We start from the raw sequence: 24,156 nt of genomic DNA, 5'->3' as shown, positions 1-24,156 counted from the left end.
CCGTCTTTCGTGTCACAGGCAGGCCGTCGCGCGTCCACCACTCCCCGAACGTCCGCCACGCGCGCGTGCCGTCCCGCCCCGTCTACGCCGGCCGCTGCAGCACCGTCAGACTGCGGTCCACCAGCGTCAGCCGGCCCCCCGCCTCGACCTTCGCACCGGTGCCCGGCGTCACCCCCTCCGCCAGGGCCGTGTCGACGACCACCTGCCACTGGCGCCCGTGGTTGACCGGCACCACGAACTCCAGTGGCTTCGGCGAGGCGTTGAACATCAGCAGGAACGAGTCGTCGCCGATCCGCTCCCCGCGCGGACCGGGCTCGGAGATCGCGTTGCCGTTGAGGAACACCGTCAGCGCGCTCGCCTGCGCCGAGGTCCAGTCCCGCTGGGTCATCTCCTCGCCCTGAGGAGTGAACCACGCGATGTCGGAGAGCTCGTCGTGCGTGCCCTGCACCGGGCGCCCGTGGAAGAAGCGGCGGCGACGGAAGACCGGGTGGTCACGGCGCAGCCACACCATCGCCCGCGTGAAGTCCAGCAGATCGCTGCCGTCCTCCTCGGGCCACTGGACCCAGGACAGCTCGCTGTCCTGGCAGTACCCGTTGTTGTTGCCCTGCTGGGTGCGCGCGAACTCGTCGCCGTGGCTGAGCATCGGCACGCCCTGGGAGAGCATCAGCGTGGCGATGAAGTTCCGCATCTGCCGTGCCCGAAGCTCCAGCACCGCCGGGTCGTCGGTCTCGCCCTCGACGCCGCAGTTCCAGGACCGGTTGTGGCTCTCCCCGTCACGGTTGTCCTCGCCGTTGGCCTCGTTGTGCTTGGCGTTGTACGAGACGAGGTCGTGCAGGGTGAAGCCGTCGTGGCAGGTCACGAAGTTGATGGAGGCGAGCGGGCGGCGGCCGTCGTCCTGGTAGAGGTCCGAGGAGCCGGTCAGCCGGGAGGCGAACTCCGCGAGCGTGCGCGGCTCGCCGCGCCACAGGTCCCGTACGGTGTCGCGGTACTTGCCGTTCCACTCGGTCCACAGCGGCGGGAAGTTGCCCACCTGGTAGCCGCCCTCGCCCACGTCCCACGGCTCGGCGATCAGCTTCACCTGGGAGACCACCGGGTCCTGCTGGACCAGGTCGAAGAACGACGACAGCCGGTCCACCTCGTGGAACTGCCGCGCCAGCGTCGCCGCCAGATCGAAGCGGAAGCCGTCCACGTGCATCTCGGTGACCCAGTAGCGCAGCGAGTCCATGATCAGCTGCAGGACGTGCGGGGAGCGCATGAGCAGGGAGTTTCCGGTCCCCGTGGTGTCCGTGTAGTACCGCGGGTCGTCCGCCAGCCGGTAGTACGAGGCGTTGTCGAGGCCCCTGAAGGAGAGCGTGGGGCCCAGATGGTTGCCCTCGGCGGTGTGGTTGTAGACCACGTCCAGGATGACCTCGATGCCCGCCTCGTGCAGCGCCCGTACGGCGGATTTGAACTCCAGGACCTGCTGGCCGCGGTCGCCCCAGGAGGCGTACGCGTTGTGCGGGGCGAAGAATCCGATCGTGTTGTAGCCCCAGTAGTTGCTCAGGCCCATGTCCACCAGACGGTGGTCGTGGACGAACTGGTGTACGGGCATCAGCTCCAGCGCCGTGACACCGAGCTCGGCCAGGTGCTCGATGATCGCCGGGTGGGCGAGCGCCGCATAGGTGCCCCGCAACTCGTCGGGCAGCGCCGGATGGCGCATCGTCAGGCCCTTGACATGGGCCTCGTAGATCACCGTCCGGTGGTACTCGGTACGCGGCCTGCGGTCGTCGCCCCAGTCGAAGTACGGGTTGATCACCACGGACGTCATGGTGTGCGGCGCCGAGTCCAGGTCGTTGCGCTTGTCCGGGGACCCGAAGGGGTAGCCGTACACCTCCTCGCCCCATTTCACCGAGCCGCTGACGGCGCGCGCGTAGGGGTCGAGCAGCAGCTTCGCCGAGTTGCAGCGCTGCCCGCGCCCGGGCGCGTACGGGCCGTGCACACGGAATCCGTACCGCTGCCCCGGCATCACCCCCGGCAGATACGCATGCCGTACGAACGCATCGGTCTCCCGCAGCTCCACCGCGGTCTCGGAGCCGTCGTCGTGCAGCAGACACAGCTCGATCCGGTCGGCGGCCTCCGAAAAGACCGCGAAATTGGTCCCGGCGCCGTCGTACGTGGCGCCGAGCGGATACGCCTCTCCAGGCCAGACCTGCATGGACACGACTCTCCCAGTTGTCCTGGCCCCCGGGGGGCGCCTTGGGGCCGAGTCTCCCCGAAAGTGATGGAACCTCCTATGACTTACATCCCTCTTACGGGCCGACCAGCGCAGACGCGGCACGCGACCTGACCCGTGCGTGCGCGGTATGCCGAACCAGTGGGGCTCGAGCCACTCCCGGGAAACAGGGGGAGTAGGGGGAAATGTGCGCAAGACAGTGCGCCGCCATCTGGGCAAGGTGGTGGCGGGTGCGGCCATCGCGGTGACGGGGACCGCCGTGATGGTCGGGATCACGCTTCCGGGCTCGGTTTCGGCCGAGGAATCCGGTGGCAAGGGCGGCGGGCTCTCGGCCCAGCAGGCCGCCGAGCAGGGCCAGGGGGCGGTGCGGCCCGGCGTCGTCGAGCAGGCCCCGGCCGAGGGCGACAAGGGCACGGGCAGCGACCCGCTGACCGACGACGAGATCAAGCGCGTCGAGAGCATCGCGCTCAGCCGGCAGCAGTTCGCCGCCGGCGAGAACGTCGAGGGCAGGAAGGGTCCGCAGCGGCTCGCTGTCGACCTCGCGGAGCCGGATCCGGACCACCTGGACGATCCGAAGGCGCCCCGACGCGCCGATGTGACGTTCTACGACTACAAGGACGACACGCTCCTCACCAAGACCGTCAACCTCGACACCGGGAAGGTCGAGGAAACCGGCACCCAGCACGGCGTGCAGCCGCCGCTGACCCAGGACGAGAACACCGAGGCGGCCAGGCTGCTGATCACGGACCCGCTCGGCGCGGGCCTGAAGGCCGACTACAAGGACGCCACCGGCAAGGACCTCACCTCGCCCGGCCAGCTGATGCTCACCGGCATCGTCTACCGGGCGACCCCGGGTGCCCAGCCCGCCCTCCTCGACAAGTGCGGCGAGCACCGCTGTGTGCGGCTCTTCCCGAAGATCCCGAACGGATCGTGGATCGACAGCCGTTCCTTCGTGATCGACCTGAGCGCCCGCAAGGTCGGCAAGCTCGGCTGAGCCACGCGCCCACGCCTCCGAGGGAACGTTTCCCCCGGTCGCGGGCACGGTGCGTCACCTTCCTCACCTCCCACCCTTCGCTCTGTGCAAGAGGAGTCTCTTCGTCATGCGCGTGAACAGAAACAGCCGTGCCCGCAGGCGGCTTCTGACCGGCCTCGTCGCGGCCGGGCTCGCCGTCGGCGGCACGGCGGCCGCCCCGGCCGTCGCCCAGCAGAAGGCCGCCCCCGCGCCGGCCGCCGACTGCAGTGCGGCGTACCGGATCGAGCAGAAGCTCTCCACCGGCACCACGTGGCGGATGTGCTGGCGCTACGACAACAACGCCGGGCTCGTCCTGGAGCACGTCTCGTACCAGCCCCCGGGTGAGAGCCGCCCGATCAAGGTCCTCAACAGCGCGCGGCTGGCTCAGATCGACGTCCCCTACGACGACGGCTCGGTCGAGTACAGCGACCTGACGGGCGCCGGTTACGCGCAGGGCCTGATGAACATGGCACCCGGCGAGTGCCCCGGCGGCACCATCAAGACGGTCAAGGTGCCAGGCGCGACGGACCCGAGTCATCCGAACGTCAACGGCCTGTGTACGACGACCCGTTCACGCGGCCACGCCTACCGCATGCAGAGCGACACGGGCAACAAGGTCTACCAGGCCCAGGGCAAGGACCTGTTGATCTACACCGTCAACAAGGTCGGCTGGTACGAGTACATCTCCGAGTGGCGTTTCCAGGACGACGGCACGATCAACATGAACGTCGGCGCGACCGGCAGCCTCTCGCCGTTCGACTACGACGCGGGCGACGGCCGTGGCTGGCCGATCGGCAGGGGCGCCAGGTCGTACGCCACCAGCCACAGCCACAACGTCTTCTGGCGGCTCGACTTCGGCCTCGACGGCTCGTCCAAGAACCAGGTCGAGCAGTACGACTCCGTGGTCAGCCCGCCCGCCCGCGGCGCCGAGGCCCCCACCAACAAGACCACGCGCACCAGGATCACCAAGGAACTGGCGGGCGACGCCCAGAACATGCGCTGGTGGCGGGTCGTCAGCGACACCGGCAAGAACAAGGACGGCCACGCGCGGTCGTACGAGATCGTCCCGGGTGCGACCACCAAGTACCTCGGCCGCAGCTTCACCAAGCACGACGTCTACTTCACCGAGTACAACAGGTGCGAACAGTTCGCCAGCGACAACCTGGGCAACTGCGGTACCGGAGCAGGTAATTCCGTCGACACGTGGGTCAACGGACAGACGCTCACTCACCCCGTGGTGTGGGTGAATGTCGGGTTCCACCACATAGCGCGTGACGAGGACCAGCAGCCCATGCCGGTCCACTGGCAGGGCTTCTCGATCGCTCCGCGCGACGTAACCGCTATGAATCCGCTCACTCCGCCCGCACTCGCGAACCAGAACGGGCAAGTGCGAAACGGTAGTTGAGATATACCCTGTCCATCCGGCTGCATCGTGCGGCGCTCCCGGAGTACCCTTCCTTGATCGTTGGCTGGGGCCTGGCCCCTGGGGAGGCTCGGGGGAGCGGAAGGCGGTGCGCGGGTGGGCTCGGGAGGGCTGGAGCTTCCCCCTGGTGACGAGGGTCACGAGGGGAACTCCGCGGATGTCCCGCCCGGGGCGGTGTCCCTGGCACGGCCGATGGAAATGGGATCCATTGGACCGGAACTCGACTGGAACGCCGATGCCTGGCACGAGGTGCGTACGCGCGCCCAGCGGGCGGGGCGGGCCTACATCTGGCTGAACCTGGTCGAACAGCGGCTGCGCGCGGTCGTGGCCGCTGTTCTCCGTCCCATCTACGAACCCGTCCACGGCGACGACTGGGTGGTCGCCGCGGCGGGGCCGGCCGGGCAGGAGTGGGTGCAGCGCGCGGTCGCCGTACGCGAAGTCAGCCGCCGCAAGGGGTACTTGCTCGACCCCGCCGACGACAACGTGCTGAGCTTCCTGACGCTGCCGCAGCTGCGCGAGCTGATGGTGCAGCACTGGCCGTGCTTCGAGCCGTACGTCGACGAGCGGCGCGACGTCGAACTCGCCCTGGACGAGCTGGAAGTCACCCGGAACGTGGTCTCCCGCAACCGGGCCCTGTCGGAGGCCGTCCTCGCCCAGGCCGAGCGCGCCTCGGCCCGGCTCCTGGAGATCCTCGGCGCGGGCAGTGACGTGCCCTCGGCGCGCCGGCTGCCCGTCGACGCGGTCGAGGACCTCGTGGGCGACCGGTACGCGGACGTGGTCGCCGTCCATCCGGACCGGGTACGGCTGCTGCGGCAGTTCCCCGCCGAGGACATCTTCGGAGGCGCCCGCCGTCTCGACGCCATCGGCATCGGTCTCAACCTGCTCGTGCAGAACTTCTCCGGGCGTCGCCTGGTGCGGCTGGCCGAGTCGGGCTGCCGGATGCGCCTGTTGTTCCTCAACCCGGCCTCCAGCGCGGTCAAGCGGCGCGAGCGGGAACTCGGCATCAGGAAGGGCGAGCTGAGCCGCGCCGTCGAGATGAACATCCTGCACATGCGCCGGGTGCGCTCGAGGCTGCGCGACCCGGGGGCCTTCGAGATCCAGGTCTTCGACGAGACGCCCCGCTTCACTGCGTACCTCGTCGACGGGGACGGCACCGACGGCATCGCGGTCGTGCAGTCCTATCTGCGGCGCACCCGGGGCCTGGAGGCGCCGGTGCTCGTGCTGCGCAACGGCAGCAAGGTCGTCAGGTCGAACGAAGTGGACGAGGGTGGGCTCTTCCCGACCTACCGCGAGGAGTTCGAGTTGGCTTGGGCGGATTCGCGGCCGGTGTCCTGAACTGTCCCCAGGGTAAGCGGAACTCGGTCCTCGGATTGTCAGTGGCGCATGCGAAGGTGGGGACCACTGGGGGAAAGCACCACCGAGAAGGGGGGCCGCCATGGCCTGGCACCGAGAGCTGCTGATCGGATTCGACCTGGAGACGACCGGGACGGATCCGTATGAGGCGCGTATCGTCACGGGGGCGGTGATCGAGGTCAAGAGCGGGGAGCCGCTCGGCCGTCGCGACTGGCTGGCGGACCCGGGAGTGGAGATCCCGGCGGACGCGGTGGCCGTGCACGGGATCACGAACGAGCGTGCGGCCGCGGAGGGCAGCCCGCCGGACCAGGTCGCGGACGCCATCGCCCGGACCCTCGTCGGGTACTGGCGCACGGGCGTGCCGGTGGTGGCGTACAACGCGGGCTTCGACCTGACCCTGCTCTCGGCGGAGCTGCGCCGGCACGGACTGCCGTCGCTGCGTGAGCGCCTCGACGGGCTCGACCCGGCTCCGGTGATCGACCCGTACACGATCGACCGCTGGGCCGACCGCTACCGCCGCGGCAAGCGCAATCTCGAAGCGGTCTGCGCGGAGTACGGGATCGAGCTGGACTCCGCGCACAACGCCGGCGCGGACGCCCTGGCCGCCGCCCGGCTGGCCGCCGCGATAGCGGGCCGCTACCCGAAGATCGCGGCCCTCGGCCCGGCCGAGCTGCACCGCCGCCAGATCGAGTGGTACGCGGCCTGGGCGGCGGACTTCCAGGAGTTCCTGCGTCGCAAGGGCGATGCGGAAGCGGTGGTGGACGGCACGTGGCCGCTGCGGGAAGCGGCGAACCAGACGGTCTGACAGGGGGCCCGGCTCAGAAGGAGTACCAGCGGACCGTCTCGTCCCCGTCCCGCAGGGACGCCACCCGTCGCTCGAACTCGGCGAGCGCCTTGGGGTTGCTCGGCGCGTGCTGGGCGACCCAGGCGCAGCCGGCGGTCTCCCGCGCGCCGCGGAGCACGGAACAGCCCTCCCACTCGCGCACGTCCCAGCCGTACGTCCGGGTGAAGGAGTCGTACGCCTCGGCCGGGAGCCCGTAACGGTCGCGGAAGAGGGCCATGACCACCAGGTCGTGCTCGCGCAGGTCGGCGGAGAAGGTCTCCAGGTCGACCAGGACGGGGCCGTCCGGGCCGATGTGCACATTGCGGGTCAGCGCGTCGCCGTGGATCGGGCCCGGCGGCAGATGCGGGGTCAGCGCGGCCGCCGCGGCGGCGAACCCGTCCCGGCGCTCCCGCAGATACGCCGCGTCCGCCGGGTCGATCGCGTCGCCCGCGAGCCGCAGCCAGCGCTCCACACCGCCCAGCAGTTCGCGGGGCGGCAGATCGAAGGAGGGGGAGGGGAGTGCGTGCACGATCCGCAGGAGTCCGGCCAGATCCCGGGGTTCGGCGGGCCGTACGGGATCGGGCAGCCGGTGCCACACCGTCACCGGGTGGCCTTCCACCAGCAGCGCTTTGGGATCCGCGGCCCGCACCGCGGGGACGCCCGCCTCGGCGAGCCAAACGGCGATGTCCAGCTCCCGCCGTGCACGGTCGAGGAGTTCGGCGTCGCGGCCCACCTTGACCACCAGGTCACCGGCGGCGAACACCGCGTTCTCGCCCAGGGCGAGGAGCCGCGCGTCCCCTGCCGGGCCGGCCACCACGCCGGCCGCGGCCAGTACCTCGCGCGCCCTTGCCTCGTCCATCGTCCGCCTCCGAGTCCTCGACGCCTGCCATCCGTCGCTCAGTGTCGCACCGGCACAGGTCGGAGCCTGCGCGGTGCACCGGCGAAGGGCGGGTCACCGGGGGCGACAACAGCGGAGAGCCCCGCGGCCGTGACACGGCAAGGTGGCCGGGGTGCGCCCACCCCGGCCACGTACGCCCTCACCGGCAGAAGATCAGACCCCGACCCTCTCGCCCTCGACCGCGGGCGGCTGCGGCGGCAGGTCCGCCGGGGCCGACTCGTCGTGCGTGAGGTCGGGCAGCCGGTGGAGCCACTTCGGCAGGTACCAGTTGCGCTCGCCGAGCAGGGCCATCACCGCCGGGAGCAGGACGCCCCGGATGACGGTCGCGTCGATGAGGACCGCGGCGGCCAGGCCCACGCCCATCTGCTTCATGGACTGCATGGACAGCGTGCCGAAGATCGCGAAGACGGCGACCATGATGACCGCGGCACTGGTGACGACCCCCGCCGTGGTCACCACACCGTGCGTGATCGCGTCCTTCGTCGTACGGCCCCGCATACGTGCCTCACGGATCCGGGAGACCACGAACACGTGGTAGTCCATCGAGAGGCCGAACAGGATGACGAAGAGGAACAGCGGCAGCCAGGTGATGATGGCGCCCACGCCCTGTGCGCCCACCAGCGACGCGCCCCAGCCGTGCTGGAAGACGGCGACCAGGATGCCGTACGCCGCACCGACCGACAGCAGGTTCAGCGCGATCGAGGTGATCGCGACCGTCAGCGAGCGGAACGACAGGAGCATCAGCAGGAAGGCGAAGACCACGACGAACGCGAAGACCGGGACGACCGACCCGACGAGCTGGTCGTTGAAGTCGTGCGAGCCGGCGACCTGTCCGGTGATCGGCGCCTCAAGGCCCTCGACCTTGCCGAGCGTGTCCGGCCGTACCTTGTCACGCAGCAGCTCCAGGCTCTTGCCCGCCTTGTCCTGGTCGGAGCCGCCGACGAGCGGTACGGAGATCAGGGCCACGTTCTGCGCGTCGTGCAGCTTGATGTCGACCGGGCCGCGTGAGGCGCCCGAACTGATCGCCTCGGTCCGGAACGCGGCGAGGGCGGCCTTCACATCGGGGGCGTTGATGTCCTTCGCCTTGACGACGACCTCGGCCGGCTCGGAACCGCCGGGGAAGGCGTCGTTGACGCGGTTGTAGGTGGCCACGATGGGGAGTTTGTCGCCGAACTCCTGGTCCAGGGTGAGGTTCTGGGTCTTCATGCCGAGCGCGGGGGCCGCGATCGCCAGCAGGGCACCGGCCGCGACCACCAGGGAGACGGCGGGCTTGGCGAGGACGACCTTGAGCACGGCACTCCACAGACGGCTGCCCTCCTCGCCGGACCGGCCGTTCCGGTTGCGCCGCTTGTCCGGGTGCAGGAAGGGGATGCGCCCCTTCTCGACCCGCTTGCCCAGCAGCGACAGCAGCGCGGGCAGCACGGTCACCGAGCCGACCATGGCGACCGCCACGACCATCAGCGAGGCCAGACCCATCGCCTCGAAGGTGGCGAGCCCGGTGAAGAGCATGCCCGCCATCGCGACGCACACGGTGACGCCGGAGACGATGACGGCACGGCCGCTGGTCGCGGCGGCGATGCGCAGCGCGGTGTCCGCGTCCCGGCCGGCCGCGCGCTCCTCGCGCTCGCGCCGCAGGTAGAACAGGCAGTAGTCGACACCGACGGCCAGACCCACCAGCAGCATCACGGAGTTGGCGGTGTCGTTCATCGGCTGCAGATGGCTGACGATGCCCATCAGACCCATCGTCGCCATGATCGCGGTGATCGCGAGCGCAACCGGAAGCAGCGCCGCGACCAGCGCGCCGAACGCGATCAGCAGGATGCCGAGCGCCACCGGCACCGCGGAGTACTCGGCCTGCTTGAAGTCGGTGCCGAACGCGTCGGAGAACGTCTTCCGCATGCTGGCGGTGCCGATCTCCTCGATCCGCAGCTGCGGGTGCTCCTTCTGCACCGAGGCGACGGCCTTCAGGACCGGCTCGACGCGGTCGCCCGCGGTGTCCGCGTCGCCGCGCATGTCGAACTGCACGAGGGCGCTGTGGCCGTCCTTGGAGATGGTCTTGGTGTCGTACGGGGACGTCACGTCCGCCACCCGGCCGGTGCCGTTCACGGCCTGCACGACCGCGGTGACGGCGGCACGGAACTGCGGGTCAGTGGCCGGGGTCCGGCCGTCCTTCGCCTGGATCAGGACGGTCTCGCCGGCCGGCTCCTTGATCCCTGCGTCCTCGATGATCTTGGCGGCGGTGTGCGTCTCGCCCTTGAGCTGGTCGCTGTCCTTGACGTCGACGCGGCCGGCCGCCGAGCCGACGGCCATCGCCAGGACCACGAACAGCACCCAGATACCGACGGCAGCCCATCGGTGCCGGGCGCTCCAGCCGCCGGCCCGGGCGGCGATGCCCCGCACCCGCTGTTCTCCGTTCCCCATGACGGGCTTGCCCCCTCGTGTGCGGGTGACGGCCCCCTGCCGCCACCGTTCGCTTCGAAGGTAGGGGCGATATAAGAACGACTCGTCGTGCCTGCCGGTGAAACCTGAACGACCCGGCTCATCCCCTCGGACCCCTTCGCCTCACCATCTGGGAGGACCGTGGCCCCTTACACCTATCCGGGGTTGTCAGGGGCCCTGATCAGGGACGGCGAAAGCCGTCACCTACCCGTGGCCGTCCTGCCCGCCCGCGGGGCGGGACGGCCGCTCTAAGGTGTGCGGATGACGACGAGGTACGCGGCGCTGTTGCGCGGGATCAACGTGGGTGGCAGCAAGAAGGTGCCGATGGCGCAGCTGCGCTCGCTCATGACCGGGCTCGGCCACACCGGTGTGGCCACCTATCTGCAGAGCGGCAACGCGGTCTTCACGGCCGACCACGGCGACGAGGAGTCCCTGGCGGCGGAACTGGCCGAGGCGATCGAGAAGCACTTCGGCTTCCGCGTCGACGTGGTCGTACGCGACCATGCGTATCTCAAGGCCGTACGCGAGGCCTGTCCGTTCCCGGCAGACGAGCTGGAGGCCAAGCAGCTGCACGTCACGTACTTCTCGAAGCCGGTGGACGCCGAACGGTTCGCAGAGGTCGACCCGGCCGTGTACCTGCCGGAGGAGTTCCGGCTGGGCGACCGCGCGCTCTACCTCTACGCCCCCGAAGGGCTCGGCCGGTCCAAGCTGGCCGAACACCTGTCGAAGCCCCGGCTGCTGAAGGGGATCATTGCCACCTCCCGCAACTGGAACACGGTCGTCAAGATGGAGGAAATGACCGGTGCCTGAGTACGAATCCGCCGTCCAGGCCGCGATCGACGGCGAACTTCGGCTGCTGGACCCGGAGATCCGCCGCTCGCCCGAGCTGGCCGGGGCGCTGCTGCACCCCGACTTCCGTGAGTTCGGCGCCTCCGGGCGACGGTGGGACCGCGCCTCGATCATGGACGCGCTGGCGTCGGCGACCGATCCGGGAGAGCAGCCCATCGTCGCCTCCCGGATGGCGGGCGTCCGGCTGGCCCCCGACCTCGTCCACCTCACCTTCGACACGGAGAACAACGGCCGCCGGGCGCACCGCAGTTCACTGTGGCGGCGGACCGACGACGGCTGGCTGCTGTACTTCCACCAGGGAACGCCGTTCAGCCCCGACGCAGAGTGACCTTCCGGACGCCGTTGTAGGTGGTGTACGAGGTGATCTCGTCCGGGACGGTCAGACGGGGGTCGGCGTACAGCCGCCGCAGTTCGTCCTCGTCGACGGCCGCGGCGACCGCGTCGGTCAGCGCGAGATCCTCCTCGGTGAGCCGATCGTCGTCGAGGATCTCGGGGCCCCAGCCGTCCCAGGGGAGCACTTCGACGCCGTGGAACGCGGCCAGGTCGTGCAGGACGTCGACGCGTACGAACCACAGGCCCTTCACCCGGTCGAGTCCCGTCACGCCGAACGTCTGCGGGTCGGCCCGCCCCTCGCGGCAGGCCCGCCAGGCGTCCCCCGCCACCAGGAACCGGTCGCGCGGCACGTCCATGGGGTCGAACGGCATGTCGTACTCGTGGTGGACCTGGGGGTCGGCCAGCCGCCAACTCCCGTCCGTGAGCTGGTATTCGGTGACCCAGTGGTCGTCGTACCAGCCGTCGAGGAAGTAGGTGGCAAAGCCGCAGCGGATCCGTGCGGGGGTTCCCGTCGCCCGTAGCAGCGAACAGTGCAGCAGCGCGAAGTCCCGGCATGTGCCCACGAACCGCTCCTCGGGCGCCCGGCGTTCGGTGAGCGGCGTGTCCCCGCGCTCACGCAGGATCCGAAGGATCTCCGTCACATACCGTGACTCCGCGTCGTCGTGGAGCCGTTGCTCGGGGATGGCGTAGCCGAAGCGCTCGCCCTCGCCCCGATGGATGATCAGATCCCGGACCATACGGGCGAGTTCATCCGGATCGCGGGGCAGGCCGCCGGTGTCCAGGCCGCCGGGATCGCTGTACGGGGTCTGTGCCAGGCAGGAGTCCATGCCCCGGACGCTCTGCTCTTCCCCTGGGGCAAGGTCAACCCCTGGTCGGCCGTCGAGGAATCCGGCCCCGTTCGATGGCGCTTACACGCGTCTGTGCGAGGCTCGTCCCCATGCGCTACATCATCATCGGAGCAGGAGCGGTCGGCGGAGCGATAGGCGCGCGGCTGGCCGGGGCTGAACATGAGGTCGTCCTGGTCGCGCGGGGCGCGCACTACGCCGCGCTGCGCGAGGGCGGACTGCGCTTCCACGCCCCGGACGGCCGGCACACCCACCGGCTGCCGGTCGTCGATGGGCCTCAAGCACTGGGCGAGTTGCGTACGGACGACGTGCTCGTACTGGCGGTCAAGACACAGGACGGCGAGGCCGCGCTGGACGCCTGGGGCGCCGCACCCGTGGCGGGCGGCGGAACCGCCGCCGAACGGCTGCCCGTCGTCTGCGCACAGAACGGCGTCGAGAGCCCGCGGATCGCCCTGCGACGCTTCCGCCGTGTGTACGGCGTCTGCGTCTGGCTGCCGTCCACCTTCGTCGAGCCGGGCGTCGTCTCCGCGGCGGGCTCCCCGCTCACCGGCATGCTGCACATCGGCCGTTACCCGCACGGCACCGACGAGACCGCCCACCGGATCGCCGCCGACCTGGAGAAGGCGCGGTTCGAGGCGCCGGTCGTGCCGGACGTGGCGCGGTGGCAGTACGCCAAGCTGCTGGGCAACCTCGCCAACGCCGTCGAGGCGGTGAGCGGGCCGATCTCCGACGAGGGGGCGCGCAGGCTGTACGAACGGGTGCGCGCCGAGGGCGAGTCGGTGCTCCGGGCCGCCGGGATCCCGTACGCAAGCGCGGAGGAGCAGAAGGAGACCCGCGGCGACAAGATCCGCCTGGAGCCCCTCGACGGGGTCGAGCGCGGCGGCGGCTCCTCCTGGCAGTCCCTGAACCGGGGCACCGGCACGATCGAGGCGGACTACCTCAACGGCGAGATCGTCCTCCTGGGCCGGCTGCAGGGCGTACCGACCCCGCTGAACGAACTGCTGCAGCGGCTGGCCAACACGTTCGCCCGGGAGCGACGGGCGGCCGGCTCCCTGCCGGTGGCGGAGCTGGAACGGCTGGCGGACGAGGCGGTCGCGGTGGACTCGGCGGTCGCGGTGGACTCGCCGGTCGTGGCGGTCGGCGACGCCTGAGTCCGCGGCCGGCCCCCTGCGGGTTGTCGCGTTTGTTCAAGAGCCCGGAACGGGCCGTCCCTAGCGTGAGGGGCATGACGAACGACGACCTGCACCCGTACATGACCGAATGTGCCGCCGAGGCGGCGCGCGTGGCGCGTGGCGTCACGGCGGCACAGCTCACCCTGCCCACGCACTGTCCAGAATGGGACGTCCGTGCGCTGGTCAATCACTGGGTCCTCTACACCTCGCACGGCCTGGAGCACCGGGCCCTGCGCAAGCAGCTGCCCGAGGAACTGGTCGCGCGCGACTTCACCGCCGACCCGGACTGGGCGGAGGCGTACGCCGCCCAGCTGGACCGGGCCGTGGCGGCCTGGGCGGATCCCGCGGTGTGGGAGGGCGAGGTCGACCTCGGCATGGCGAAGATGCCCGCCGTCGAGATCGCCTCGATGATCATCAAGGAGATGGCGGTCCACGGCTGGGACGTGGCCACGGCCACCGGCCAGGAGTACCGCGTCTCGGAGGGCGCCGCCCGGCTCGTCCTGGACGTCGTCGAGACCCACGCCGATCTCTACCGCCAGTACGACGGCTTCGCCGACCCGGTCGCCGTACCCGATGACGCGCCGGTCTTCGAGCGGGCGCTGGCGGCCGGCGGACGGGACCCGCGGCAGACCGCCACAGACAAAGTGGACCACTGAGAGAGTCATCCATTGGATCCAGACCCTGGACCACTCCGGGACTAGCGTGGCCGGTATGCCGAACACCTCGCCGACCCGTGTCGACTTCTACTTCGACCCCGCCTGCCCCTTCGCCTGGATCACCTCCCGCTGGCTGCTGGAGGTCGAGCGCGAACGCCCGCTCGACCTCCGCTTCCATGCGATGAGCCTCTATCTGCACAACATCGGAAACGAACTCCCGGACTGGTACCGGGAGCTGGTCGACAAGTCGATCGGTCCGGTGCGCGTCGCCGTGGCCGCCGCCGAGCGGCACGGCGAGAAGGTGCTGCGCGATCTGTACACCGCCTTCGGCACCCGGATCCATGAGCGCAAGGCGGAGGACTTCGACGCCGTGGTCGCCGAATCGCTCGCCGAGGCCGGCCTCCCGGCCGAACTCGCCGCCGCCGCGCACGATCCCGCGTACGACAAGGCCGTACGCCGCAGTCATGAGGCCGGGGCCGAGCCCGACTCGGGCGGCTATGTCGGCACGCCCACCATCCATGTCGATGGAACGGTGTGGTTCGGGCCGGTACTGCGGGCCGTCCCGCGCGGCGCCGAGGCCGCCGAACTCTTCGACAGCTTCCGGCTGCTGGCCACGCACCCCGACTTCTTCGAGCTCAAGCGGACCCGGACCGGGGCGCTTCGCTTCGACTGAGCAACCACGCGTCAGGCCCCGAGCGCCGCCAGGGCCGGCAGTCGTGCCTCGTCGTACCGCTCCAGCACCACCCGTGCCACCTCCGCAGCGGGGCCGAGCACATCCGCCAGCACGTCCGCCCCGGCGGCGCCCCGCGCGATGCGGTCCGGCAGGAAGCCGGGGGCCAGGACGTACGGCGCCACGGCCACCCGGGCGCAGCCCAGCGCCCGTAGTTCGCGCACCGCGTCCTCGGTGCGCGAGAACCCCGCGGGAAACGCAGCGGAGGCGAACGCAGGCCGCACGGCGCACCAACCTCTGCCCCGCCACTCCCGCGCGATATCAGCGATCACTGCGATCGCCTCCGGGTCCGTGGACCCCGCCGAGGCCAGCACGACCCCGGTCGAGGACTTGTCGGCGGGGGCCAGCCCCGCCTCGTACAGCCGCCGTTCCAGGGCCCGCAGCAGCAGCGGCGAGGGGCCCAGTACGTCCGCCTGCCGGATGCGCAGCTGCGGCGGCGCGTCCCGTAGAACCGCCGGGATGTCCGCCTTCGCATGGAACGCCCGGGTCAGGAGGAGGGGGAGGGCCACCACGTCAAGGACTCCCTCCGCCGCCAGGGACTCCAGCACCCCGTGCACGGACGGGACGTTGAAGTCCAGGAAGCCGGTCTCCACACGCAGCCCGGGCCGCAGCGACCGTATCCGCCCCACGAGGGCGTGGACGGTCGCGGCATGCCGCGGGTCGCGGCTGCCGTGGGCGATGACCACGAGGACGGGACGGACCGGCTTCTGCTGCATGGGACTTCAGTTCCTGACCAGGAGGCCGCGGCTGCGCAGCACCCACCGCTCCAGCGGGCTGAAGATCAGCAGGTCGATGGCGATACCCACGAAAAGGATCATGATGACGGCCTCGAACACCATGGACATGGAGCTGGCGTTGCGGCCGTTCTCCAGCAACGCGCCCAGGCCCAGGCCCAGGTCGGGCGAGGAGGCGATGATCTCCGCGGCCATCAGCGAGCGCCAGGAGAACGCCCAGCCCTGCTTCAGACCCGCCAGGTAGCCCGGGAGCGCGGCCGGCATGACGACGTGCCAGGTGCCCTTCAGGCCCGTCGCGCCCATCGTGCGGCCCGCCCGCAGGAACAGCGGCGGCACTTGGTCGATGCCGGAGACCAGACCGTTGGCGATGGACGGCACGGCGCCGAGCAGGATCACCGCGTACATCATCGAGTTGTTCAGGCCCAGCCAGATCACCGCGGGCGGCACCCACGCCACCGACGGGAGCGACTGGAGCCCGGACAGGATCGGGCCTATCGCCGCGCGCACGAACTTCACACGCGCCACCAGCAGGCCCAGCGGGGTGCCGATCGCCAGCGCGAACAGGAAGCCCAGCAGACCGCGCGAGACGCTCGTCCAGATGTAGCCGAGCAGCGTGCCCTGCAGCCAGGCATCCTTGAACTCGCGCCCCACATCGGCGGGTGAGGGCAGTTTGGTCGGGTCGTCGACGACCTTGAAGGAGATCAGCGCCTGCCAGATCACCAGGACGACCGCGATCGCGATGATCGGCGGCAGGATCTTGTTGACGAAGGTGTGCCGGAACGGCGTACGGCCCGCCGCCGAGGTCTCCAGCGCGTCGAGTCCCGCCTCCAGGCCGCCCAGCCCGGTGCTGTCCTTGACGGAGGCGCCCGCCGTCGAGTCGGTCGTATCAGTGCTGGCCATGACGGCGGATCTCCCCACGCAGTACATCGGTGATCTCGAGGGACAGTTCGGCCACGGGGGCGTCCTCGATGCGGCGCGGCTGCGGAATGTCCACCGTCCACTCGCGCGCCACCCGGCCCGGACGGGAGGAGAGCAGTACGACGCGCTGCGCGAGGCGCACCGCCTCGCGCACGTTGTGCGTGACGAACAGGACGGACAGCCCCGTCTCCGCCCAGATACGGGTCAGCTCGTCGTGCAGCACGTCGCGGGTGATCGCGTCGAGTGCCGCGAACGGCTCGTCCATCAGCAGGAGCTGGCTGTCCTGCGCCAGAGCCCGTGCCATGGCGACACGCTGGCGCATACCGCCGGACAGCTCGTGCACCCGCTTCCCGTACGAGCCCTTGAGGCGTACGAGTTCGAGGAGCTCCTCGGCCCTGCCGCGCCGCTCGCTCTTCGGAACCCCCCTGAGCTTCAGGGCGAGTTCGATGTTCTTGCCCGCGGTCAGCCACGGGAACAGGGCGTGCTCCTGGAACATCAGGGCCGGACGCCCGTTGGTCGTGATGCTGCCGGCGGAGGGCTTGTCGAGCCCCGCCACCAGGTTCAGCAGCGTCGACTTGCCGCAGCCCGAGGCCCCCAGGAGGGTGACGAACTCGCCCGGTGCGACATCCAGCGTGATGTCGTCGAGGACGAGCTGCTGCCCGGCCGGCCCGGCGAAGGACTTCGAGACGTGCTCGATGCGGGCGGCATGATCCACCGACTCGGCGTCGGCGGCCTTGGCGAGTGTGGTTGCCATGGTCGTCACCTCCTGGGAACTCAACGGGATCCGGGCTTACTTGACGCCGAGACCGGCGTCGTCGACCGTGCTCTCGCCCTCGGCCTTGAGGACCTTGTTCAGCAGGGTGAGGTCGTAGATGCCGTCCAGCTTCGGGTTCTTCAGCAGACCCGCCTTGACCGCGTGCTGAGCCTCGGTGTTCAGGGTCGAGGCCAGCGGGTCATCGGTGAACTGGATGGACTTCCACGCCGGGTCCAGAACGGCGGTCGGCAGGGCCTTGCCCGAGTCCGCCTCCAGCTGCTTGTTCGCCGCGGCCTTCGCCTCGTCCGGGCTGGCGTTGATCCACTTGTTGGTCTCGACGGAGGCCTTCAGCACGGCCTCGACGGCCGCCGGATGCTCCTTGAGGAACTTCTGGGACACGATGATGTTCGTGATCACGAACTTCTTGTCGGGCCACAGCGAGGCCTCGTCCAGCAGCACCTTGCCGCCCTCGGCGACCAGCTTCGACGCGGTCGGCTCCGGCACCCAGGCGCCGTCGACGGAACCGGACTTGAAGGCGTCGGGCGTGACCTTGTTGTCCGTGCGCACCACGGACACATCACCCTTGCCGCTCTCCGCGTCGACCTTCCAGCCCTGGTCCGCGATCCAGTTGAGGAACGCCACGTCCTGCGTGTTGCCCAGCTGAGGCGTGGCGATCTTCTTGCCCTTGACGTCCTTCAGGGACGTGATCTTCTTGGGGTTGACCACGAGCTTGACACCGCCGGACGCCGAACCGCCGATGATCCGCAGGCTCTTGCCCTCGGACTTGGTGTAGCCGTTGATCGACGGGGAGGGGCCGATCCAGCCGATGTCGATGGAGCCGGAGTTGAGGGCCTCGATCTCGGAGGGGCCGGCGTTGAAGACCTGGTACTTGGCCTGCGTGGCGCCGAGCGACTTCTGGAAGAAGCCCTTCTGGACGCCGACGAGCGCGGTCGCGTGGGTGAGGTTGCCGAAGTAGCCGATCTTCACGGAGTCCAGGCCGTCGATCTTCTTGGCTCCGGCGGCGATCTTCTGGTTGGACGTGTCGTCCTTGGCCTGGGACCCGTAGCCGCAGGCGGCGAGCGTGAGGAGGGGAAGAGCGGCGACCACGGCTATTCCGCGGCGGAGGAGGGGAATGGGGGTGCCCCCGTTCGAGCGAAGCCGAGAAAGGGGGAGGTTGGCAGGCACGGGAGGTGTTCCTCTCGTTGGCCCGGCGGTCACGGTCTTTCAGGTCGTGGCCGGGAGGTCGGCAGGTCTTCGTCGTCTGGCCGGCAGGGCGCGCGGGCAGTGCGCGTACGTCATGGCGCACATCGCGCGACCCCGCCCTGCCCGCTGCCGAGGGCACCTCCCCCAGACTTCGTCCGGGGGTACCCCCAGCCGACGCGGCCGCCCTCCTTGGCGAACATCGAGTAGAAGTAGGTGACGGTCATGATCAGAAGTCCCAGCCGTCGTCGTCGGCCTCGTCCTTCACCGGCTCGGGCGCGGCGAACGACTCGCCGACCATGCCCGCGGTGAGGGTGGTGCCGTCGGCCGGGTCGATCAGGATGAACGAGCCCGTGCGGCGGGAGTCCGCGTACGAGTCCACCGGCAGCGGCTCCGCGGTGCGGATCTTGACGCGGCCGATGTCGTTGGCGACGAGCTGTCCCGGATGCGGGTGCAGGGACAGGTCGTCGAGCGTGAGACGGGACGGGATGTCCTTGACGATCGCCTTGACCGTCCGGGTGCCGTGCTTGAGCAGCACCCGGTGACCGACCGTCAGCGACTGGTCGGCGACATGGCAGACCGTCGCCTCGATGTCCTGCGTGGTGGCAGGCGCGTCCTTGCTCGGCACGATCAGGTCGCCGCGCGAGATGTCGATGTCGTCCTCCAGCAGGAGGGTCACCGACTGCGGGGTCCAGGCCGCGTCGACCGGCTTGCCCAGCACGTCGATCCCGGAGACCTTGGTCGTACGACCGGACGGCAGGACCGTGACGTTGTCGCCGACGCGGAAGGTGCCGGCCGCGATCTGGCCCGCGTACCCCCGGTAGTCCGGGTGCTCGGCGGTCTGCGGACGGATCACGTACTGCACGGGCAGCCGCGCGTGGCAGTGCGCCAGGTCGTGGCTGACCGGGACGGTCTCCAGGTGCTCCAGGACCGTCGGACCGCCGTACCAGTCCATGTTCGAGGACGGCTCCACGACGTTGTCACCGGCCAGCGCCGAGATCGGGATCGCGGTGACCTCGGGGATGCCCAGCTCGATCGCGTACGCCGTGAACTCCTGGGCGATCGCCGCGAAGACGGACTCCTGGTAGTCGACCAGGTCCATCTTGTTGACGGCGAGGACCACGTGCGGGACGCGCAGCAGGGCGGCGATCGCGGCGTGGCGGCGGGTCTGCTCGACGACGCCGTTGCGGGCGTCGACCAGGATGACCGTCAGCTCGGCCGTCGAGGCACCCGTCACCATGTTGCGGGTGTACTGCACATGGCCGGGCGTGTCGGCGAGGATGAACCGGCGCCGGGCCGTGGCGAAGTAACGGTACGCCACGTCGATCGTGATGCCCTGCTCGCGCTCGGCGCGCAGTCCGTCGGTGAGCAGCGCCAGGTCCGGGGCGTCCTGGCCTCGGCTGCGGGAGGCGTGCTCGACGGCCTCCAGCTGGTCGGCGAGGACCGACTTGGAGTCGTGGAGCAGGCGCCCGACGAGCGTGGACTTGCCGTCGTCGACCGAACCGGCGGTCGCGAACCGCAGGAGGGTGGTGGCGGAGAGTTCGGTGCTGGTGGTCATGCTTAGAAGTACCCCTCGCGCTTGCGGTCCTCCATGGCGGCCTCGGAGAGCTTGTCGTCGGCGCGGGTGGCGCCGCGCTCGGTCAGCCGGGAGGCGGCGATCTCGGCGATGACCTGCTCCAGGGTCACCGCGGCGGAGTCGACGGCGCCGGTGCAGGACATGTCACCGACGGTCCGGTAACGGACGAGCCGCTTCTCGACGGTCTCCCCGTCCTTGGCGCCGCCCCACTCGCCGCCGGTCAGCCACATGCCGTTGCGCCGGAAGACCTCGCGCTCGTGCGCGAAGTAGATCTCCGGCAGCTCGATGCCCTCGCGGGCGATGTACTGCCAGATGTCCAGCTCGGTCCAGTTGGACAGCGGGAAGACGCGGACGTGCTCACCGGGCGCGTGGCGGCCGTTGTACAGCTGCCACAGTTCGGGGCGCTGGCGGCGCGGGTCCCACTGGGAGAACTCGTCCCGGAGGCTGAACACCCGCTCCTTGGCGCGGGCCTTCTCCTCGTCGCGGCGTCCGCCGCCGAAGACCGCGTCGAACTTCTCGGACTGGATCTTCTCGGTCAGCGGGAGGGTCTGCAGGGGGTTGCGGGTGCCGTCGGCGCGCTCCTTGAGGACCCCGCGGTCGATGTAGTCCTGGACCGAGGCCACGTGCAGGCGCAGGTTGTGCTTCGCGACCGTGCGGTCGCGGTACTCCAGTACCTCGGGGAAGTTGTGCCCGGTGTCCACATGCAGCAGGGAGAAGGGGACCGCCGCGGGGGCGAACGCCTTCAGCGCCAGGTGCAGCATGACGATGGAGTCCTTGCCGCCGGAGAAGAGGATCACCGGCCGTTCGAACTCGCCCGCCACCTCGCGGAAGATGTGCACCGCCTCGGACTCCAGCGCGTCCAGGTGGCTCAGGGAGTACGGGTTGGCCGTACCCTCATCGCCCCCCTTGACCGTGGCGACGGTCGTCATGCCAGTCCCCTCTCGCTGAGCAGCGCGTACACCGCCGCCGCCGACTCCTGCACGGTCTGGTTCTGGGACTCGATCCGCAGATCGGGCGACTCGGGCTCCTCGTAGGGGTCGTCCACGCCCGTCAGGCCCGTCAGCTCGCCCGCGGCCTGCTTGGCGTACAGACCCTTCACATCGCGTACGGAGCACACCTCGACCGGGGTCGCCACATGCACCTCGATGTACGGCGCACCGCTCTCCTGGTGGCGCTTGCGCACGGACTCGCGGCTGTCCGCGTAGGGCGCGATCACCGGGACGAGCGCCTTGACGCCGTTGCGGGCGAGCAGGTCGGCGAGGAAGCCGATGCGCTGCACGTTGGTGTGCCGGTCCGCACGGGTGAAGCCGAGGCCCGCCGAGATGAACTCGCGGATCTCGTCGCCGTCGAGCACCTCGACGCGGTGGCCCTCCTCGCGCAGCCGTCCGGCCAGCTCGTTCGCGATGGTGGTCTTGCCGGCGCTCGGCAGACCCGTGAGCCAGACGGTGGCTCCGGTCGTCACGTGTGTCTCCTGAATCTGCGTCATGGTCAGCCGTGCAGCCCGCACTCGGTCTTGCCCCGGCCCGCCCAGCGGCCGGCGCGTGCGTCCTCGCCCGCCAGGACGCGGCGGGTGCAGGGGGCACAGCCGATGGACGCGTAGCCGTCCATCAGCAGCGGGTTCGTCAGGACGCCGTGTTCGGCGACGTAGGCGTCCACGTCGTCCTGGGTCCAGCGGGCGATCGGGGATATCTTGACCTTCTGCCGCTTCTCGTCCCAGGCGACTACCGGGGTGTTCGCCCGGGTGGGGGACTCGTCGCGACGCAGCCCGGTCGCCCAGGCCTCGTAGCCCCGCAGGCCCTCCTCCAGGGGCTGCACCTTGCGCAGCTTGCAGCACAGGTCGGGGTCGCGGTCGTGCAGCTTGGGGCCGTACTCGGCGTCCTGCTCGGCCACCGTCTGCCGCGGGGTGAGCGTGATGACGTTGACGTCCATCACGGCCTCGACCGCGTCGCGGGTGCCGATGGTCTCGGGGAAGTGGTAGCCGGTGTCGAGGAACACGACGTCGACGCCGGGCATCGCCCGGGAGGCGAGGTGGGCGACCACCGCGTCCTCCATGGAGGAGGTCACGCAGAAGCGCTTGCCGAACGTGTCGGCCGCCCACTGGAGGATCTCCAGCGCGGAGGCGTCCTCCAGATCACGGCCCGCCTGCTCGGCCAGCGCCTTGAGATCCTCGGTGGTGCGTTCTTCCTGAGTGGTCGTCATATCCCGTCCCCTCCGCTGTCTGTTCGCTGCAGGCCCCGGGCCAGGAGGCCCAGGAACTTCAGCTGGAAGGCTCGATTGCACGCTCCGCATTCCCACGCACCGTGGCCCTGCTCGCTCGGACGCAGGTCCTCGTCTCCGCAGTAGGGGCAGTAGAACGGGGCCGCACGCTCGCTCATGACAAGGCCTCCTCAGAAGCCCGGGCCGCCCAGGTCGCGAACCGCTCGCCGTCCTCGCGCTCCGCCTGGAACCGCTTGAGGACCCGCTCGACGTAGTCCGGCAGCTCCTCCGAGGTGACCTTCAGGCCGCGGACCTTCCGGCCGAACCCGGCCTCCAGGCCGAGCGCGCCGCCCAGGTGCACCTGGTAGCCCTCCACCTGCTCACCCTTGTCGTCGAGGACCAGCTGGCCCTTGAGACCGATGTCCGCGACCTGAATACGGGCGCAGGCGTTCGGGCAGCCGTTGATGTTGATCGTGATCGGCTCGTCGAAGTCCGGGATGCGGCGCTCCAGTTCGTCGATCAGCGAGGAACCGCGGGCCTTCGTCTCGACGATGGCGAGCTTGCAGTACTCGATGCCCGTGCAGGCCATGGTGCCGCGCCGGAAGGGGGAGGGCTTGACGGTGAGGTCCAGCGCCTCCAGGCCCTCGACGAGCGAGTCGACCTGCGACTCCTCCACATCCAGCACGATCATCTTCTGCTCGACGGTCGTACGGACCCGGCCCGAGCCGTGCGCCTCCGCGAGCTCCGCGATCTTCGTCAGCGTGGCGCCGTCGACGCGGCCGACGCGAGGAGCGAAACCGACGTAGAAACGGCCGTCCTTCTGACGGTGCACGCCGACGTGGTCACGCCAGCGCTCCACGGGCTGAGCGGGCGCAGGTCCGTCGACGAGCTTGCGCTTCAGGTACTCGTCCTCCAGTACCTGACGGAACTTCTCCGCGCCCCAGTCGGCGACGAGGAACTTCAGCCGGGCGCGGGTGCGCAGCCGCCGGTAGCCGTAGTCGCGGAAGATGGAGATGACACCCTCGTAGACCTCCGGCACCTCGTCGAGCGGGACCCAGGCGCCGAGGCGCACGCCGATCTTCGGGTTGGTGGACAGGCCGCCGCCGACCCAGAGGTCGAAGCCGGGCCCGTGCTCCGGGTGGTTGACGCCGACGAAGGCGATGTCGTTGATCTCGTGCGCCACGTCCAGCAGCGGCGAGCCGGAGATCGCGGACTTGAACTTGCGGGGCAGGTTGGAGAAGGCCTTGTTGCCGATGATCCGGCGGTGGATCTCCTCGATCGCCGGGGTGCCGTCGATGATCTCGTCCTCGGCGATTCCGGCGACGGGCGAGCCGAGGATCACGCGGGGCGTGTCACCGCAGGCCTCGGTGGTGGACAGACCGACGGCCTCCAGCCGGTTCCAGATCTCGGGCACGTCCTCGATCCGGATCCAGTGGTACTGCACGTTCTGCCGGTCGGTGATGTCCGCGGTGCCGCGCGCGAACTCCTGCGAGATCTCACCGATGACCCGCAGCTGCGCGGTGCTGAGCCGGCCGCCGTCGATGCGGACGCGCAGCATGAAGTACTTGTCGTCCAGCTCCTCCGGCTCCAGGATCGCGGTCTTGCCGCCGTCGATCCCGGGCTTGCGCTGGGTGTAAAGGCCCCACCAGCGCATCCGGCCGCGCAGATCGTTGGGGTCGATGGAGTCGAAGCCCCGCTTGGAGTAGATCGTCTCAATGCGTGTCCGCACATTGAGACCGTCGTCGTCCTTCTTGAACTGTTCGTTGCCGTTGAGCGGGGTGAAGTGACCCACGGCCCACTGACCCTCGCCGCGGTGACGGCTCACCTTGCGGCGGGACGCGGCGGGATTCTGCGGGGTGGCGGCCATGGTGGGTACGTCCTTCGTGACAGCGACGGGTGGGGTCGGCGCGCAGCGCCGTCGATGAGGGGTGGTGGTCGGGTGGCGGGCTCTCACCTGCGCATGCGGGCACACGACTGGAGGTGCGCGTCGTTTGCGCAATGACGGAATGAGGGGAAAACCGGTGCTGGCTGGG

Annotated in this window: 24 protein-coding genes; 9 read left to right on the top strand and 15 right to left on the bottom strand. The window is 70.0% G+C overall.

Going from position 1 to position 24,156, the window contains the following annotated elements:
- Positions 1-82: 82 nt before the first annotated feature.
- Entirely contained in the window at positions 83-2,194 is a 2,112-nt protein-coding gene (gene glgX, locus ABT186_RS12615) for a glycogen debranching protein GlgX (RefSeq protein WP_351221444.1), read from the bottom strand.
- 205 nt (positions 2,195-2,399) lie between these two features.
- On the opposite strand from glgX, the gene ABT186_RS12610 reads away from it, so the two are divergent.
- The 4 genes from ABT186_RS12610 (at position 2,400) to ABT186_RS12595 (ending at position 6,805) form a co-directional block, all read left to right on the top strand.
- On the top strand, positions 2,400-3,206 hold the full coding sequence (locus ABT186_RS12610; RefSeq protein WP_351221443.1) for a Tat pathway signal sequence domain protein: 807 nt from the start codon (positions 2,400-2,402) through the stop codon (positions 3,204-3,206).
- A gap of 106 nt (positions 3,207-3,312) precedes the next feature.
- The gene (locus ABT186_RS12605; protein ID WP_351924941.1) at positions 3,313-4,629 is read left to right on the top strand and encodes a copper amine oxidase; all 1,317 of its coding nucleotides are present in this window, start codon (positions 3,313-3,315) and stop codon (positions 4,627-4,629) included.
- A 114-nt stretch (positions 4,630-4,743) separates the two neighbouring features.
- The gene (locus tag ABT186_RS12600; RefSeq protein ID WP_351221441.1) at positions 4,744-5,982 is read left to right on the top strand and encodes a DUF5919 domain-containing protein; all 1,239 of its coding nucleotides are present in this window, start codon (positions 4,744-4,746) and stop codon (positions 5,980-5,982) included.
- Between the two features lie 100 nt (positions 5,983-6,082).
- The gene (locus tag ABT186_RS12595; RefSeq protein ID WP_351221440.1) at positions 6,083-6,805 is read left to right on the top strand and encodes a 3'-5' exonuclease; all 723 of its coding nucleotides are present in this window, start codon (positions 6,083-6,085) and stop codon (positions 6,803-6,805) included.
- Positions 6,806-6,818: 13 nt separating this feature from the next.
- Here the strand turns inward: ABT186_RS12595 and ABT186_RS12590 are convergent, their stop codons facing one another.
- Entirely contained in the window at positions 6,819-7,682 is an 864-nt protein-coding gene (locus ABT186_RS12590) for a phosphotransferase enzyme family protein (protein ID WP_351924939.1), read from the bottom strand.
- Positions 7,683-7,874: 192 nt separating this feature from the next.
- Entirely contained in the window at positions 7,875-10,142 is a 2,268-nt protein-coding gene (locus ABT186_RS12585) for an MMPL family transporter (RefSeq protein ID WP_351924937.1), read from the bottom strand.
- Positions 10,143-10,421: 279 nt separating this feature from the next.
- On the opposite strand from ABT186_RS12585, the gene ABT186_RS12580 reads away from it, so the two are divergent.
- Together ABT186_RS12580 and ABT186_RS12575 are read left to right on the top strand one after the other, a co-directional pair.
- Positions 10,422-10,970, top strand: coding sequence for a DUF1697 domain-containing protein (locus ABT186_RS12580; protein WP_351924935.1), 549 nt, complete (start codon positions 10,422-10,424; stop codon positions 10,968-10,970).
- The gene (locus tag ABT186_RS12575) at positions 10,963-11,337 is read left to right on the top strand and encodes a nuclear transport factor 2 family protein (RefSeq protein WP_351221436.1); all 375 of its coding nucleotides are present in this window, start codon (positions 10,963-10,965) and stop codon (positions 11,335-11,337) included. Before ABT186_RS12580 ends, ABT186_RS12575 begins: the two co-directional genes overlap by 8 nt.
- Here the strand turns inward: ABT186_RS12575 and ABT186_RS12570 are convergent.
- Positions 11,318-12,169, bottom strand: a complete 852-nt coding sequence (locus tag ABT186_RS12570) for a transglutaminase family protein (protein WP_351924933.1) — start codon at positions 12,167-12,169, stop codon at positions 11,318-11,320. The two genes, ABT186_RS12575 and ABT186_RS12570, sit on opposite strands and share 20 nt — an antisense overlap.
- 110 nt (positions 12,170-12,279) lie before the next feature.
- Here ABT186_RS12570 and ABT186_RS12565 point away from each other — a divergent pair, with 110 nt between their 5' ends.
- From ABT186_RS12565 to ABT186_RS12555, 3 genes are all read left to right on the top strand, one after another.
- Complete coding sequence (locus tag ABT186_RS12565) at positions 12,280-13,338, top strand: ketopantoate reductase family protein (RefSeq protein WP_351221434.1); 1,059 nt, start codon at positions 12,280-12,282, stop codon at positions 13,336-13,338.
- 74 nt (positions 13,339-13,412) lie between these two features.
- Positions 13,413-14,015 carry a TIGR03086 family metal-binding protein gene (locus tag ABT186_RS12560; protein WP_351221433.1) on the top strand — a complete coding sequence of 201 codons (603 nt, stop codon included), beginning with the start codon at positions 13,413-13,415 and terminating at the stop codon, positions 14,013-14,015.
- Positions 14,016-14,070: 55 nt separating this feature from the next.
- Positions 14,071-14,688, top strand: a complete 618-nt coding sequence (locus tag ABT186_RS12555) for a mycothiol-dependent nitroreductase Rv2466c family protein (RefSeq protein WP_351924931.1) — start codon at positions 14,071-14,073, stop codon at positions 14,686-14,688.
- Positions 14,689-14,699: 11 nt separating this feature from the next.
- Here ABT186_RS12555 and ABT186_RS12550 read toward each other — a convergent pair whose 3' ends face one another.
- The 11 genes from ABT186_RS12550 to ABT186_RS12500 form a co-directional block, all read right to left on the bottom strand.
- Positions 14,700-15,461, bottom strand: coding sequence for a sirohydrochlorin chelatase (locus ABT186_RS12550; protein ID WP_351221431.1), 762 nt, complete (start codon positions 15,459-15,461; stop codon positions 14,700-14,702).
- A gap of 6 nt (positions 15,462-15,467) precedes the next feature.
- Complete coding sequence (locus ABT186_RS12545) at positions 15,468-16,379, bottom strand: ABC transporter permease (protein WP_351221430.1); 912 nt, start codon at positions 16,377-16,379, stop codon at positions 15,468-15,470.
- Complete coding sequence (locus tag ABT186_RS12540; protein ID WP_351924929.1) at positions 16,366-17,151, bottom strand: ABC transporter ATP-binding protein; 786 nt, start codon at positions 17,149-17,151, stop codon at positions 16,366-16,368. Before ABT186_RS12540 ends, ABT186_RS12545 begins: the two co-directional genes overlap by 14 nt.
- 36 nt (positions 17,152-17,187) lie before the next feature.
- Complete coding sequence (locus ABT186_RS12535) at positions 17,188-18,336, bottom strand: aliphatic sulfonate ABC transporter substrate-binding protein (protein ID WP_502973191.1); 1,149 nt, start codon at positions 18,334-18,336, stop codon at positions 17,188-17,190.
- A gap of 110 nt (positions 18,337-18,446) precedes the next feature.
- On the bottom strand, positions 18,447-18,578 hold the full coding sequence (locus ABT186_RS12530; protein WP_351221428.1) for a hypothetical protein: 132 nt from the start codon (positions 18,576-18,578) through the stop codon (positions 18,447-18,449).
- Between the two features lie 2 nt (positions 18,579-18,580).
- Complete coding sequence (locus ABT186_RS12525) at positions 18,581-19,909, bottom strand: sulfate adenylyltransferase subunit 1 (RefSeq protein ID WP_351221427.1); 1,329 nt, start codon at positions 19,907-19,909, stop codon at positions 18,581-18,583.
- A 2-nt stretch (positions 19,910-19,911) separates the two neighbouring features.
- A complete protein-coding gene (gene cysD / locus ABT186_RS12520; protein WP_351221426.1) occupies positions 19,912-20,856 on the bottom strand; it encodes a sulfate adenylyltransferase subunit CysD in 945 nt (314 codons plus the stop codon).
- The gene (cysC, locus tag ABT186_RS12515) at positions 20,853-21,413 is read right to left on the bottom strand and encodes an adenylyl-sulfate kinase (RefSeq protein WP_351221425.1); all 561 of its coding nucleotides are present in this window, start codon (positions 21,411-21,413) and stop codon (positions 20,853-20,855) included. The genes cysD and cysC overlap by 4 nt, the downstream gene beginning before the upstream one ends.
- A 2-nt stretch (positions 21,414-21,415) precedes the next feature.
- Complete coding sequence (locus ABT186_RS12510) at positions 21,416-22,126, bottom strand: phosphoadenylyl-sulfate reductase (RefSeq protein WP_351221424.1); 711 nt, start codon at positions 22,124-22,126, stop codon at positions 21,416-21,418.
- Positions 22,123-22,302, bottom strand: coding sequence for a hypothetical protein (locus ABT186_RS12505; RefSeq protein WP_351221423.1), 180 nt, complete (start codon positions 22,300-22,302; stop codon positions 22,123-22,125). The genes ABT186_RS12510 and ABT186_RS12505 overlap by 4 nt, the downstream gene beginning before the upstream one ends.
- Positions 22,299-23,990: a nitrite/sulfite reductase gene (locus tag ABT186_RS12500; protein WP_351221422.1), complete on the bottom strand. Its 1,692-nt coding sequence runs from the start codon at positions 23,988-23,990 to the stop codon at positions 22,299-22,301. The genes ABT186_RS12505 and ABT186_RS12500 overlap by 4 nt, the downstream gene beginning before the upstream one ends.
- Positions 23,991-24,156 lie beyond the last annotated feature (166 nt).

This window comes from Streptomyces sp. NPDC001634 (assembly GCF_040298185.1).
Taxonomy (GTDB): Bacteria; Actinomycetota; Actinomycetes; order Streptomycetales; family Streptomycetaceae; genus Streptomyces.
Note: the sequence above shows the minus strand (reverse complement) of the source record. Positions and strands in the feature narration are given on the sequence as shown.